This window comes from Ruegeria sp. C2, assembly GCF_056537765.1.
Genome location: NZ_JBQFRZ010000001.1, coordinates 1,264,632 through 1,277,838 on the forward strand (window position 1 = coordinate 1,264,632; position 13,207 = coordinate 1,277,838).

The window sequence follows — 13,207 nt, forward strand, 5'->3', positions numbered from 1 at the left end:
CTCGGACATTCTAGGCCACGCGGCTCAATTCCCCGAATTCTGATCCGCTTCGATCTCGCGCCATTTGGCGACGTTTCGATTGTGCTCTTCCAGCGTTTTGGCAAAAGCATGCCCCCCGGTCCCATCCGCAACAAAGAAGATGAAATCCGTATTGTCCGGTGCAACCGCGGCCTCAAGGCTGGCAAGACCCGGATTGGCAATCGGGGTCGGCGGCAATCCTTCGATTACATAAGTATTCCAGGGCGTTACACGGCGTAATTCACTCCGTCGCAAGCCCCGACCCAAGGTCCCTTGCCCTTTGGTGACACCATAGATCACTGTCGGGTCTGTCTGCAGCCTCATACCTTGGTTCAGACGGTTGACGAAAACGCTCGCCACCTGACCGCGCTCTTCCGGCTGCCCAGTTTCCTTTTCGATGATCGAAGCCAGAATCAACATCTCCTCAGGACTGTTCAAAGGCAATCCGTCCTGACGCCCCTCCCAAGCCGCATTGATCCTAAGCTGCTGTTTTTCCTGCATATCTGCCAGGATTACATTCCGATCCTCACCGGGCCTGACCTCATAACTATCAGGGGCAAGCATTCCTTCGGCGGGCAGTTCAGCCACCTCACCAGTCAGCAGATCCATCGCTTTAAGTGACTCGACAACCTGCCAGCTGGTGACACCTTCAGCCAGAGAAACACGGTAACGCGTATCCGCTTCACCGCGTTTTTCCGCATAGATTTCAGGCGCTTCCTCTTCGCCGATCACAAACGAAGCGACCTCATCAAAATTCAGCGTCGCCGGATTCAACTCACGCACACGGGTCTGCATCCGGGTTACACCGATACGATATTCGATCTCGGTGCCACAGGTACTGGCCCCGCTGCTCGTGATCTCGTCGACGATCTGCTCCATCGACGACCCTTCGCGTACCAGAAAGCTACCAGCTTTCAGTTGCTGAGATTTATCAGCATAATCAGCGGCAAGGCGAAAGATCAGCCCGCTGCTGATCGCACCCTGATCTTCCAGTTCCTGACTGACGCGGGTCATGTTCGAACCCGGTCTGACTTGCAGGCAGATCGCAGTTTCCAGCGGGCCATCTGACGTGTATTGCGATTGACCCCACAGCACGACGCCGCCCAACAGGAACAGGCAAACGATCAGAACGGTCAGTGCGTTCGACGCCAACGCCCGCCACATTTAACTGGCCTTTCCGAAGATCACGCTTGCATTGGTTCCGCCAAATCCGAACGAGTTCGACAGGGCCACGTTGATCTCACGCTCACGCTTTGCGTTCGGGGCCAGATCGATCGGCGTTTCTACCGCAGGGTTGTCCAGGTTGATCGTCGGAGGGGCGACCTGATCCCGGATCGCGAGGATCGAAAAGATTGCCTCAATCGCGCCCGCCGCACCCAACAGGTGACCCGTTGCCGACTTGGTCGAGGTCATGGTCGCGCTGCTGGCATGATCGCCCAGCAAACGCTCAACCGCGCCCAGTTCAATGGTATCGGCCATGGTCGAAGTGCCATGCGCATTGATATAGTCCAGATCTTTCGGCTCCAGCCCAGCGCTGCGCAGCGCGGCTCTCATCGAACGCTCCGCGCCGTCACCATCCTCGGAAGGTGCGGTGATGTGATAGGCGTCGCCCGACATGCCATAGCCCAGCACCTCGGCATAGATCTTCGCGCCACGCGCCTTGGCGTGTTCATAATCCTCAAGCACCACAATGCCTGCGCCCTCACCCATGACAAAGCCGTCGCGGTCGATGTCATAGGGGCGGCTCGCCTTCTTCGGTTCATCGGCATATTTGGTGGACAGAGCCTTGCAAGCGTTGAAGCCCGCGATGCCGATTTCGCAGATACAGCCTTCACCGCCACCTGCGATCATGACATCTGCATCACCTGCACGGATAATACGGCTGGCATCGCCAATCGCGTGGGCACCGGTCGAACACGCGGTCACAACCGAGTGGTTGGGGCCTTTGAAGCCAAACCGGATAGATACCTGCCCTGAGGCCAGATTGATCAGCGCACCCGGAATAAAGAACGGCGACACCCTGCGTGGACCCTTGTCCCGGATCAGGTTCGCAGTTTGGGCAATTGATCCCAGCCCGCCAATGCCTGAGCCAATCAGCACACCGGTGCGCAGACGGTCTTCTTCATCATCAGGCAGCCAACCCGCATCCTTGCAGGCCATCTCGGCCGCAGCGATGGAATAGAGGATGAAATCCTCAATCTTGCGCTGCTCTTTCGGCGGCATCCAGTCATCGGGATTGAACGTCCCGTTGGTGCCATCGCCACGCGGAACTTCGCAGGCATAGGTCGTGGTGACCCCGCTGCCTTCGGCATCAAACAGCGTGATGGGGCCTGCGCCGGACTCACCGTCCAGCAGACGCGACCAGGTTTCCTCGACCCCGCTGGCCAAAGGAGTGACCAATCCCAGACCGGTTACAACGACTCTGCGCATGAAATGCCTCTTGCCTGCTTCCTGTTATGAGAACCGCTCATACCCCGGCCCGGGGTCCGGGGGCAAGAGCAACGGCGGATTCTGACCTAGCAACCTAGGTCTTGCATGTCCGAGAGCGGTCCGCCGACAGCTTAAACGTATACCCGGATACCAAAACCCGCCCCGGCTGCCGAACAGTCGGGGCGGATCTTCGCCTCATACCAGAGGTTTATTGGAACTCAGCAATCGGTTCGTGGGCCAGCTTCGCCACTTCCAGCGCCTCGCCCAGATCGACTGTCTTGCGGAACAGCGCACGTCCAACAATCGCGCCCGAGATATTCGGGATATAGGCCAAGCGCGAAATATCATCGGATGTCCGCACCACACCGCTGGCAATGATCGGCGTGCGCGATTTTTCGGCCAGACCTGAGATCAGGCCCAGCTGCGCTTCGACATCTTCCATGTCGCTGTCGATATCTGTGACCAGAATGGCGGCGAATGGCGTATCTGCGAAGGCTTCGATGAAGGCGTCTGGCGTAAAGGCGCTTTGGCTGCGCCAGCCTTCGGTCATCACCTGACCCTGCCATACATCAACGGCCAATACGATCTGGTCAGGATAGAGCTTGGCGAGTTCTTTCACCAACTGGGGGTCCCAGGCCGCCAGCGTGCCGATCACGATTCGCCCAGCACCTTTGTTGATCCAATGTTCCACATGCTCACGGGTCCGCATGCCACCAGCCAGTTGCACCGGAATCTCAGCCGAGCGAATGATCTCTTCCACCAGTTCTGCGTTGGTATAACGGCCTTCGATCGCATCGAAATCCGTCAGGTGCATCCATTCGGCGCCCGCAGCAGTCCAGCCGCGCGCGGTCTCAACCGGGTCAACATGCCAGATCATCGCGTCTTCGATACGGCCTTTGTCCAACGTGACGCATCGACCGTTCTGAAGCTCCATCGTGGGGTAAATCATCATGATCCATATCCTCCGCTGAATCACTCCGGGTTTCCACGATAGCATAGAGTCTCAATCTGGCGCAGAATTCACCAAGATCGGCACAGTTCGTCCATTTTGCGGCATCGTCATGCCGGATGCGTTTCACACTCGTGCAGGAGGTCCGTCACGGCGAAACAGATGGACCGGCGTATCTCGGTACTCGGTTTCGCGCAGAAGCTTGTAGCCCAGCTTTTCAGCCAACCTTTGTGATGCCACATGGTCGGCATCAATCAGCGCGACCAACGGGCCGGGAATGACCCGGTCGAACCAGTCATGAGCTGCCTGTGCGGCCTCTTGCCCATACCCTTGCCCCTGCATCTCGGTGGTCAGAACCCAGCCGGCTTCGGGGAAACCATCGAAATCCTCACCCAGAGAACGGTTTCCATAAAAGAACCCGGCTTGGCCGATCAACGTTCGATTCGATTGCAGAACCACGCCCCATTGACCGAAACCGGTCATGTGCCAGTGCCCGGCGTTGCGCAGAAACTTGTCCCACGCTTCACCTCGCGTCAGCGGAGCGCCACTGATATGGCGCACGACCTCGGGGTCACGCCAGATTTCAGCGAATCTCTTAAAATCCTCAGGGCGCATCGCACATAAAGTCAGACGCGCCGTATTGATCATCGGGGTGGATCTTATCATGCCCTTGCCCGCTCGGAATTGTGCCTCAGGCTTCAGAGTGACGAGCGCACGCCTCTCAAGGCAAGTGTGAATTGCGGCAAGGCATAAAAAAACGGCGCCTCCGTTGCCCGGAAGCGCCGCTTTTGGATCAGACGGGTAAGCTTAGGAAGCTTCGCTGATGAATTTGACCGCGTCGCCAAAGGTCTGGATAGTCTCGGCTGCGTCGTCCGGGATCTCGATGCCGAACTCTTCTTCAAACGCCATTACCAGCTCAACGGTGTCCAGGCTGTCTGCGCCCAGATCGTCGATGAACGAGGCGTTTTCAGCAACCTTGTCCTCTTCAACACCCAGGTGCTCAACAACGATCTTCTTAACGCGATCTGCGACGTCGCTCATGTCTATTCCTCATTTCAATTTCAGGGCGGTCCGCCCGGTTCTGCCCTTGCCCGTTCGGGATGGACTTGTTTTGCCCGTTCCGGGCGGTTTGGGTCCCGGGTCCCCGGGAAATCAGAGAACCGGCCTTCCGACCGGTCCCTGCGCATACGCGCCGCCTATAGCACAGACAACGCGCAAGGCAAACGCTTTCGCATCCGCCCCGAATTGCGATTACAACATGGCCATGCCGCCATTCACATGCAAGGTACTTCCGGTCACATAACCCGCTTCGGGGCTTGCAAGGTACAGAACGGCAGCCGCGATTTCCTGCGGATCCCCCATGCGACCCGCCGGAACCTTGAGCAGCAGACCTTTCTTTTGCTCATCGGTCAGCTTTTCGGTCATCGCCGTGGTGATGAAGCCCGGCGCGACCGCGTTCACGGTGATGCCACGAGTCGCAACCTCATGCGCCAGAGCCTTGGAAAAGCCGATCATCCCGGCCTTGGACGCAGCATAGTTCGCCTGACCCGGATTGCCGATCGCGGCCACAACAGACGAGACATTCACGATACGGCCCCAGCGCGCCTTCATCATGCCACGGATCACGCCTTTACACAGCTTCATCGTCGCGGTCATGTTCACATCGATCACGCTCTGCCATTCTTCATCGGACATACGCATGAACAGGTTGTCCCGTGTGATGCCTGCGTTGTTGACCAGAATGTCAACCGAGCCCATCGCCTCGGCCGCTTGCTTCGGCAGCGCCTCGACCGCCTCCGGGTCACTCAGGTTACAGGGCAGAACATGCGCGCGGTCTCCCAAGCTTTCGGCCAGCGCCTGCAGCGGTTCAACCCGTGTCCCCGATAGACCAACGGAGGCACCCGCGTCATACAGCGCGCGGGCAATATCGCCGCCAATGCCACCCGAAGCGCCTGTGATCAGCGCATTCTTACCTGTCAAATCAAACATCTATGTTTCCTCTCTGGCCGCCGAAATCCGGCGACTGTCCTTTGTTTATGCGCCGGGGTTAACGGCTTTTTGTACATCCTCGGGCGTCCCGACCGCTGTGCAGGCCAATGCACGATCGATCTTGCGGATCATGCCCGACAAAGCTTTGCCCGCGCCGATCTCCCACGCCTCAGTCACGCCCTGCGCGACCATGTACTGCACGCTTTCGCGCCACCGAACCGAGCCGGTGACCTGTTCAACCAGCAACTGACGGATCACATCCGGGTCAGTCACAGCCTCGGCGCGCACATTGGCGATCAGCGGCACGGCAGATGCCTTGATTTCCACAGAAGCCAAAGCCTCTGCCATAACATCTGCAGCAGGTTGCATCAGCGCGCAGTGAAATGGAGCACTTACCGGCAACATAATTGCGCGTTTGGCGCCTTTTTCCTTGGCAATCTCGGCTGCGCGCTCAACAGCGGCCTTTGAACCAGACACGACAACCTGGGTCGGGTCGTTGTCATTGGCGGCCTGACAGACCTCACCTTGCGCGGCCTCTTCCGCAACGGCGCGCACCGCCTCAAGGTCGAGACCCAGAATGGCGGCCATTGCGCCCTCGCCCACCGGCACGGCGCTTTGCATCGCCTGCCCACGCGTCCGCAGCAGGCGGGCAGTATCGGCGACCGACAACGCTCCGGCCGCAGCCAGCGCCGAGTATTCACCCAGCGAGTGACCCGCCACATAAGATGCCATTGAAATCGACGCGCCTTCGGCCTCAAGCGCGCGCATTGCTGCCATTGAGGTCGCCATCAGCGCCGGCTGCGCATTCTGCGTCAAGGTCAGCTCCGCGATATCGCCTTCCCAAATTAGCGCGCTCAGCTTTTCGCCCAGGGCTTCATCCACCTCATCGAAAACCGCCTGAGCAGCCGGATAGGCCTCGGCCAGTGCCTTGCCCATTCCGATGGTCTGGGCGCCCTGCCCCGGGAAAACAAACGCGCGTGTCATTGGTGCCTCTTGCGTGACGTCAGGTTTCGGCGGGGTGTAAACTGACTGACGGCGCGGCACAAGCATTGCCTGCGTTCTGCATCAGGACACCGTTACTGTGCATTTCTCTGCCTTGTGTCCGCACATCATCCCACTACCCTAGCAGCACACAAGCAAAGCAGAGAGCTCCCCTCATGCCCCTGACGAACACGCATTCCAGCTATGGCGGTATAACAAAAGCGTTTCATTGGCTGACTGCCCTACTGATCCTGACCGCCCTGCCACTGGGATGGTTCGCCAACGAACTGGCGCATGCGATCTACGACCCAAATATCGCAACCACCGAAGAAGACATAGCACGGGCGGCTCGGCTGTTTTCGCTGCATAAAACCGTTGGGGTTACCGTTTTCTTCGTCGCTCTGGCCCGAATCCTCTGGGCGCTGACCCAGACCAAGCCCGGGCTGCTCAACGCCGATAACAAGCCCGAGGCTTTTGCTGCAGAAACGGTCCATTGGTTGTTATACGGCTCCCTTGTCCTTGCCCCCCTGAGCGGTTGGGTCCACCACGCCGCAGCAGAGGGCTTTGCCCCGATCCTGTGGCCCTTTGGCCAGAACCTGCCTTTGGTTCCGAAATCGCCCCTCCTGGCCGAGTTCACTGCCAGCCTGCATTGGCTGTTTGTCTGGATATTGGGCGGATCATTGATCCTGCACATTCTTGGGGCGCTGAAGCACCACGTGGTGGACAAGGACAGCACGCTACGGCGGATGCTGCCGGGCGACGCAAACGCCCCAGAGCCCCCCGCGCAACATCACTCGGCCGCACCCGCAGTTGCTGCGCTTGCGGTATGGGTTGCGGTGCTTGCCGGAGGCTGGTCCATCGGTGTGTTTTCGCACAGCTCTGACGCCGCAATCGACACAGCTGAACTGACCGAGGTCCAATCGGATTGGCAGGTTCAGGATGGCACCCTGTCGATCACGATCTCTCAGCTGAACAGCCCCGTGACCGGCACCTTTGCTGACTGGACCGTTGCGATCGCCTTTGACGAGCCAGAAGAACCCGGGCTGGCCGGTTCAGCAGACGTGACCATTTCCATCGGTTCGCTCAGCCTTGGAACCGTCACCGACCAGGCCATGGCTGCTGATTTCTTCGACAACGCCCAGTTTCCTACCGCGCAGTTCAAAGCCGATCTGTTCAAGACCGAAACCGGCTACGAGGCGCGCGGACCGCTGACAATCAAAGGCCAGTCAATGGATATCGTGCTGCCATTTACGCTCGAGGTGGAGGACGGCAGCGCCATCATGACCGGATCGGTTGATGTGAACCGGCTGGACTTTGGTGTGGGCACGTCCCAACCCACCGAAGACTCGCTGGGCTTCACGGTCACAGTCAGTGCGGAACTCACCGCGACACGCGCTGAATGAAACAAAAAACCGCCGGAGGGGGTGCCTCCGGCGGTCTGACTTACGTATCGAAGGCGCCTATTAGTCGGCCTTCTGAGCCTCAACCGAGATACGTATTTCGACCTCATCGCCAACAAACGGTGCGAATTGGCCCAGATCAAAATCGCTGCGAACCAGCGTGGTGGTGGCGTCAAATCCCGCCCATGGCTTGCCCGCCATCGGGTGCTCACCCACCTGATTCAGCTTGGCATCCAGAACGACCGATTTGGTGACACCGTTCATGGTCAGATCACCGGTGATGTTGGCAGTGTTCTCGCCCGTCACCTCGATACCGGTTGAAGTGAAGGTCACCAGATCACCTTCGGCTGCGCCAAAGAAATCTTCGGTCATGAAGTGATCTTCGCGCGGTTTCCAACCGGTGATCATTTCAATGACCGGCATCGACACGGTCACGCTCGACGCTCCGGGGTCTTCCTGATCGAACATGATCTCGCCCTCAAAGCCCGAGAACATGCCTGTGGTAGTTGAAAAACCAAGGTGATTATAGCTGAAGATGACCTGGCTGTGGCTGGGGTCCAAAACATATTTTTCGGCGCTGGCGAAAGCAGTCGTGGCAGACACGGCCAGAGCGGCAGCAAGAAGGGTGGATTTCATAACAATCTCCGCAGTGGTGTTGTTGCAAACCGGGTGGGTTGCTCACCAACAAAAATGTGCCGCCCAAAGGCAGCACACAAGTCTTTTCGATTCACAAATTCTGTTCCTATTTGAACAGAACTGAATTCAGGCGAAAATCGTCACGTTTTGGCTGAGTTGACCTTTCAGCGCTGAGCCGACATCCGCCGATTCCAGCGGCAGTTTCATCAGCAGGCTACCGTCAACGTCAAACAGCTCGACCTGATCATCCGCAAAGCGTGCACCGCCCAGCGAGTCGTAGCTGCGACGCAGTACCGTCTGCGGGCGACCGTTTTCGTTCTTCTGCAGGATGCGCACTTCGCGGCGGATTGGGTCGAAATAGGCATCAGGACGCGCATCCATAACCTCAATCGTCAGCAGACTTACCCCGACAATCAGAAACATCAGCGACGCGACCAGCTTCAGCGGCCAGACTTCGGCACCCATGATCGACCCAGGCATCAGCCACATCGAAAAGGCAGACAGAATTAGAAAAGCTCCGACTACACGCAGAAGCACCATCCGGGCACGCCAGTTGGGCGCGAAAGTGATCAGAACGGGTACGGATTTTTCAAATGCAGCGGCGGGTGCTGCTTCTACAAAAGTATTTGTGTTCATGACGGCCATTGTCTTGCCCTGTCTGTGGTTTTCCAAGTATCCGGGTGTTCCCGGTTTCATGAACAACCTCACGGCGAAAAGAGTCAGGAATTGGGCGCCTCAAAGGAAATTGGACGACTTCACAAGGGCATCTGTGGCAGGGCTTGCTCCGCCGCCATAAACGTGTATACGGGGCCATCCTTCGCAGGAGTTATGAATCGCGCAGCCTCTCGTGGCAGGGTCGCGAAGGACCATATGGCCCCGCCTTTGAAATGCGCCTTGATATAAACAGGAGTGCACATGCCACTGTATGAGCATGTAATGATCGCGCGTCAGGATCTGTCCAACGCGCAGGCAGAAAGCCTCGTCGAACATTTCGGCACCGTTCTGGCTGACAACGGCGGCAACGTCGTCGACAGCGAGTACTGGGGCGTCAAGACGATGGCCTACAAGATCAACAAGAACCGCAAAGGCCACTATGCCTTCCTGAAGACCGACGCCCCCGCTGGCGCCGTTCAGGAAATGGAGCGCCTGATGCGCCTGCACGAAGACGTCATGCGCGTTCTGACCATCAAGGTCGACGAGCATGCCGAGGGCCCCTCGGTCCAGATGCAGAAGCGCGATGAGCGCGAAGGCCGCCGCGAGCGCCGCTGATCAACGCCTGACGAAAGGACATAAACCATGGCCGCAAAACCATTTTTCCGCCGCCGCAAGGTCTGCCCGTTCTCGGGTGAGAACGCGCCGAAAATCGACTACAAAGACACCCGTCTGCTGCAGCGCTACATCTCTGAGCGTGGCAAGATCGTACCTTCGCGCATCACCGCCGTTTCGGCGAAAAAGCAGCGTGAACTGGCCCGTGCTATCAAGCGCGCCCGTTTCCTCGCCCTGCTGCCCTACGCCGTGAAGTAAGGAGAGACTGACATGCAAGTTATCCTTCTGGAACGCGTTGCGAAACTGGGTCAGATGGGCGACGTCGTTGACGTCAAGCCTGGCTACGCCCGCAACTTCCTGCTGCCCCAGGGCAAAGCCCTGAGCGCGTCCGAGTCGAACATCGCTTCGTTCGAAGCCCAGAAAGCGCAGCTGGAAGCCCGCAACCTGGAAACCAAGAAAGAAGCTGAAGCACTGGCTGAAAAGCTGGACGGTCAGCAGTTCATCGTGATTCGCTCGGCATCGGATGCCGGCGCTCTGTACGGCTCGGTCACTCCGCGTGACGCCGCAGACGCTGCGACCGAAGCAGGCTTCACCGTCGACAAGAAACAGATCGCCCTGATCGCTCCGATCAAGGAACTGGGTCTGCACTCGCTGGCGGTCAAACTGCACCCCGAGGTCGAAGTTGAGATCAAGATGAACGTCGCCCGTTCGGAAGAAGAAGCCGAACTGCAGGCTTCGGGTAAATCGATCCAGGAACTGGCTGCTGAAGAAGAAGCCGCTGCTGAATTCGAAATCGCCGAACTGTTCGACGACATCGGTTCCGCCGCTTCGGACGACGAAGAGCTGGTTGCTGAGGAAGCTCCGGCTGAAGAAGACGAAGCCAAAGCCTGATCTGGCGAAGCTATCAATGCTAAAGGGCCACGCGTTTGCGTGGCCCTTTTTTTCTGTCGCACTCATCAGCAGCGAGTTTTGGCCCGAAACCGCCCTGGGCCTTGCGGTCAGATGCTCGATCCATATCATCCGGCTCTGCAAAACGGAGTATTGCCATGCCCCCCCTCGTTCGACGCACTGTCATTGCTTTTCTGATTGCAGCACCGCTCGCTGCGTGTGGCGGTCCGGATACGCCCAGCCGGGCGGACACGTTTGATCCCCCTCTCTATCCGAACGAAACGCCGGAACTGCGCGCATCGATCAATAAATGGGCAGACCACTACGAGTTGCCTCGTGAGTTGGTGCATAAGCTGGCGATCCGCGAAAGCACGCACCGCCCTTGGGCCGTGAATCGTCCCTATTACGGCTTGCTGCAGATTCTGCCCGCCACGGCCCGTTCAATGGGCTATACCGGGAACGCTCAGGGCCTGCTGGATGCAGATACGAACCTGGAGTATGCAGGCAAATACCTGCGCGGGGCTTGGTTGTTATCGGACGGAGATCAGCAACGCGCGATCTTCCTATATGCCAAGGGATACTACCCAGAGGCGAAAAAACGCGGCATGTTGGTGGAAACTGGTCTGGTTTCTGCCACAGAATAGGCATTTTTGTTGCGCATTTCCCCGTTAAAGCTCAAACATAACCACTCGAACGCAACAACGGACACCATCGCCAAACAGAGGAACCTTGCGGAACCTCATTCAGGAGGGGCGAATTTGATGTGTATTAAAGGCACATTTCCCCTAAAAAAGCAGACATTTCCCACATCTTCTTGTCATAATATGGGAAATGTGATGTGCTCTATGACGTCAGGGAAGGCAGTATCTTTTTTCCTGGCCAAAGGGATCCGCCCGCTCACTCGGGTCTAGCTGGTCGTTACCGTATGGATATTGTTGATCTCAGCACTCTTCCCGAACAGGACTCTCGCTATGATGAGTTCCTGCGCCAGGTCTGTGACAAATACGAAATGGACCACGCGGCCTATGCCGGGATGAATCCGGCTGCGGGCACGATCCACGGCCATGTGACATATGGCGACGACTGGAAGAATCATTATCAGGAACAAGGCCTTCACCTGATTGACCCGACCCTGCATATGAGCCAGCGCAGCATTGCACCCGTGGACTGGAGTCGCCTGGAACGTGGTAAAGACTTTCAGCGTGTGTTTCGCGACGCCCACGACTTCGGCATCCCCGATCAAGGGGTCACGATCCCCGTACGCGGCCCTTATGGCGACATTGGCCTGCTGAGTGCGGTGCGTGATTGCAGCCGTGAGGAGTGGAAAAAGCTGGTCCCTAACGTGATCAGCGATCTGCAATCGCTGGCCGTGCACATCCATGACAACGTGATGACGTCGGATACGATCAGCCGGATGCTGTATCACCCGACGCTTTCAAGCCGTGAATTGGAAATTCTGCAATGGGCCGCAGCAGGTAAATCGCAACAGGATATCGGCGATATCCTGTCGATTTCTCACCGCACAGTTGAAGTGCACTTGCGCTCTTCTCGCGAAAAGCTTAATGCGCTGACCACACCGCAGGCGGTGGGCCGTGCGATTGGAATCGGGCTAATTTACCCGGGCTAAAGCAAAATTCCCCCGAAATCCGACCTAAAAAAGCCAATATTACGGGAAACCCCCAATAGATTCGCTCGCGAATCCGGGTAACGTCTTATCCACAGGACAGACAACTCGAAGGGGGTTAACATGATTTTGGTAGTTGATGGGCTGAACAGACATCTGTTCACCGAAGTTCTTGACGATATGTTCGAACTGCGCGCTCGGGTTTTTGGTGGACGACTTGGATGGGATGTCCACATCGAAGACGGCAAAGAAATCGATCAGTTCGATCACCTGGATCCTGCATACGTAATTGGTCTCGACGATGAGGGGAACGTCGTAGCCGCAGTACGTGCACTCCAGACCACCGGTCCACATATGCTTTCGGATGTGTTTTCGGACATCCTATGCGGCGAGGCGCCAATGCGCAGTGCGACCATGTGGGAATCCACCCGGTTCTGCGTCGATACGCAACGCCTGACACGTGGCAAAGAGATGAACTCGGTCTCTTATGCGACTTGTGAATTGATGATCGGATCGCTGGAATACTGTCGCAACGCGGGTATTCAGGACATTATCACCGTGATTGATCCGGTTATGAACCGCGTCCTCAAACGCTCAAACTGTGCGCCCTACGACTATGTGGGCGAAACCGTTCCGATGGGTAAAGTGCCGGCAATGGCCGCTCTGCTGGATTGCAGTGAAGAGAGGATTTCGGGCCTTCGTGAATTCGCAGACATTCACCACGATGTCTTTATCGAGGAAGAAAAGGCGTTGGAGTTCTTCGAAGCCAAAAAGACCGAGAAACTCAGCCCGGCAAATCGCGACCACAAACCGCTCACTGATCTTGAGAAATACTTTGTCGAGCAGATGAGTGCCGCAAAGACCGAGGCAGAGAGACAGGCAGTGCTGAAACTGATCGAAGCTCTGTCCGACACATTCACCCCAGAGCAAAAGACCGCTCTGTTACAGACCCCCCGTGCTTTTGCTCATGAGGCCTGACCCCCTCACCTCATAGCACAAAGCCACCCATGCGGAGCCGTCCTTTTT

At 57.5% G+C, this 13,207-nt stretch carries 16 protein-coding genes; 7 read left to right on the forward strand and 9 right to left on the reverse strand.

Going from position 1 to position 13,207, the window contains the following annotated elements; translation table 11 throughout:
- Nucleotides 1-24 precede the first annotated feature (24 nt).
- The 7 genes from mltG to fabD form a co-directional block, all read right to left on the reverse strand.
- A complete protein-coding gene (gene mltG / locus ACR0IV_RS06430) occupies nucleotides 25-1,182 on the reverse strand; it encodes an endolytic transglycosylase MltG (protein ID WP_480469457.1) in 1,158 nt (385 codons plus the stop codon).
- Nucleotides 1,183-2,448, reverse strand: a complete 1,266-nt coding sequence (gene fabF, locus ACR0IV_RS06435) for a beta-ketoacyl-ACP synthase II (RefSeq protein WP_480657336.1) — start codon at nucleotides 2,446-2,448, stop codon at nucleotides 1,183-1,185.
- Between the two features lie 208 nt (nucleotides 2,449-2,656).
- Nucleotides 2,657-3,400: a 1-(5-phosphoribosyl)-5-[(5-phosphoribosylamino)methylideneamino]imidazole-4-carboxamide isomerase gene (locus tag ACR0IV_RS06440; protein ID WP_480657335.1), complete on the reverse strand. Its 744-nt coding sequence runs from the start codon at nucleotides 3,398-3,400 to the stop codon at nucleotides 2,657-2,659.
- 123 nt (nucleotides 3,401-3,523) lie between these two features.
- On the reverse strand, nucleotides 3,524-4,063 hold the full coding sequence (locus tag ACR0IV_RS06445; protein ID WP_480657334.1) for a GNAT family N-acetyltransferase: 540 nt from the start codon (nucleotides 4,061-4,063) through the stop codon (nucleotides 3,524-3,526).
- 141 nt (nucleotides 4,064-4,204) lie between these two features.
- Complete coding sequence (locus tag ACR0IV_RS06450; RefSeq protein WP_008756330.1) at nucleotides 4,205-4,438, reverse strand: acyl carrier protein; 234 nt, start codon at nucleotides 4,436-4,438, stop codon at nucleotides 4,205-4,207.
- A gap of 210 nt (nucleotides 4,439-4,648) precedes the next feature.
- The gene (fabG, locus tag ACR0IV_RS06455; RefSeq protein ID WP_480657333.1) at nucleotides 4,649-5,386 is read right to left on the reverse strand and encodes a 3-oxoacyl-[acyl-carrier-protein] reductase; all 738 of its coding nucleotides are present in this window, start codon (nucleotides 5,384-5,386) and stop codon (nucleotides 4,649-4,651) included.
- A gap of 45 nt (nucleotides 5,387-5,431) precedes the next feature.
- Nucleotides 5,432-6,370 carry an ACP S-malonyltransferase gene (fabD, locus tag ACR0IV_RS06460; protein ID WP_480657332.1) on the reverse strand — a complete coding sequence of 313 codons (939 nt, stop codon included), beginning with the start codon at nucleotides 6,368-6,370 and terminating at the stop codon, nucleotides 5,432-5,434.
- A 173-nt stretch (nucleotides 6,371-6,543) separates the two neighbouring features.
- Here fabD and ACR0IV_RS06465 point away from each other — a divergent pair, with 173 nt between their 5' ends.
- Nucleotides 6,544-7,770, forward strand: coding sequence for a cytochrome b/b6 domain-containing protein (locus tag ACR0IV_RS06465; RefSeq protein ID WP_480657331.1), 1,227 nt, complete (start codon nucleotides 6,544-6,546; stop codon nucleotides 7,768-7,770).
- A gap of 60 nt (nucleotides 7,771-7,830) precedes the next feature.
- On the opposite strand, the gene ACR0IV_RS06470 is transcribed toward ACR0IV_RS06465, so the two are convergent.
- Entirely contained in the window at nucleotides 7,831-8,403 is a 573-nt protein-coding gene (locus tag ACR0IV_RS06470) for a YceI family protein (RefSeq protein WP_480657330.1), read from the reverse strand.
- A 126-nt stretch (nucleotides 8,404-8,529) separates the two neighbouring features.
- Nucleotides 8,530-9,048 carry a hypothetical protein gene (locus ACR0IV_RS06475; RefSeq protein ID WP_480561512.1) on the reverse strand — a complete coding sequence of 173 codons (519 nt, stop codon included), beginning with the start codon at nucleotides 9,046-9,048 and terminating at the stop codon, nucleotides 8,530-8,532.
- Nucleotides 9,049-9,318: 270 nt separating this feature from the next.
- Between ACR0IV_RS06475 and rpsF the strand changes: the two genes are divergently transcribed.
- The 6 genes from rpsF to ACR0IV_RS06505 all read left to right on the forward strand — a co-directional run bounded on the left by rpsF (nucleotide 9,319) and on the right by ACR0IV_RS06505 (nucleotide 13,159).
- Complete coding sequence (gene rpsF, locus ACR0IV_RS06480; protein WP_170382745.1) at nucleotides 9,319-9,672, forward strand: 30S ribosomal protein S6; 354 nt, start codon at nucleotides 9,319-9,321, stop codon at nucleotides 9,670-9,672.
- A gap of 27 nt (nucleotides 9,673-9,699) precedes the next feature.
- On the forward strand, nucleotides 9,700-9,927 hold the full coding sequence (rpsR, locus tag ACR0IV_RS06485) for a 30S ribosomal protein S18 (RefSeq protein WP_005608650.1): 228 nt from the start codon (nucleotides 9,700-9,702) through the stop codon (nucleotides 9,925-9,927).
- 12 nt (nucleotides 9,928-9,939) lie between these two features.
- On the forward strand, nucleotides 9,940-10,560 hold the full coding sequence (gene rplI, locus ACR0IV_RS06490) for a 50S ribosomal protein L9 (protein WP_170414354.1): 621 nt from the start codon (nucleotides 9,940-9,942) through the stop codon (nucleotides 10,558-10,560).
- A gap of 155 nt (nucleotides 10,561-10,715) precedes the next feature.
- On the forward strand, nucleotides 10,716-11,201 hold the full coding sequence (locus ACR0IV_RS06495; RefSeq protein WP_480657329.1) for a transglycosylase SLT domain-containing protein: 486 nt from the start codon (nucleotides 10,716-10,718) through the stop codon (nucleotides 11,199-11,201).
- A 281-nt stretch (nucleotides 11,202-11,482) separates the two neighbouring features.
- A complete protein-coding gene (locus ACR0IV_RS06500) occupies nucleotides 11,483-12,184 on the forward strand; it encodes an autoinducer binding domain-containing protein (protein WP_480469447.1) in 702 nt (233 codons plus the stop codon).
- Between the two features lie 120 nt (nucleotides 12,185-12,304).
- Complete coding sequence (locus ACR0IV_RS06505; RefSeq protein ID WP_480657328.1) at nucleotides 12,305-13,159, forward strand: acyl-homoserine-lactone synthase; 855 nt, start codon at nucleotides 12,305-12,307, stop codon at nucleotides 13,157-13,159.
- Nucleotides 13,160-13,207: the final 48 nt, after the last annotated feature.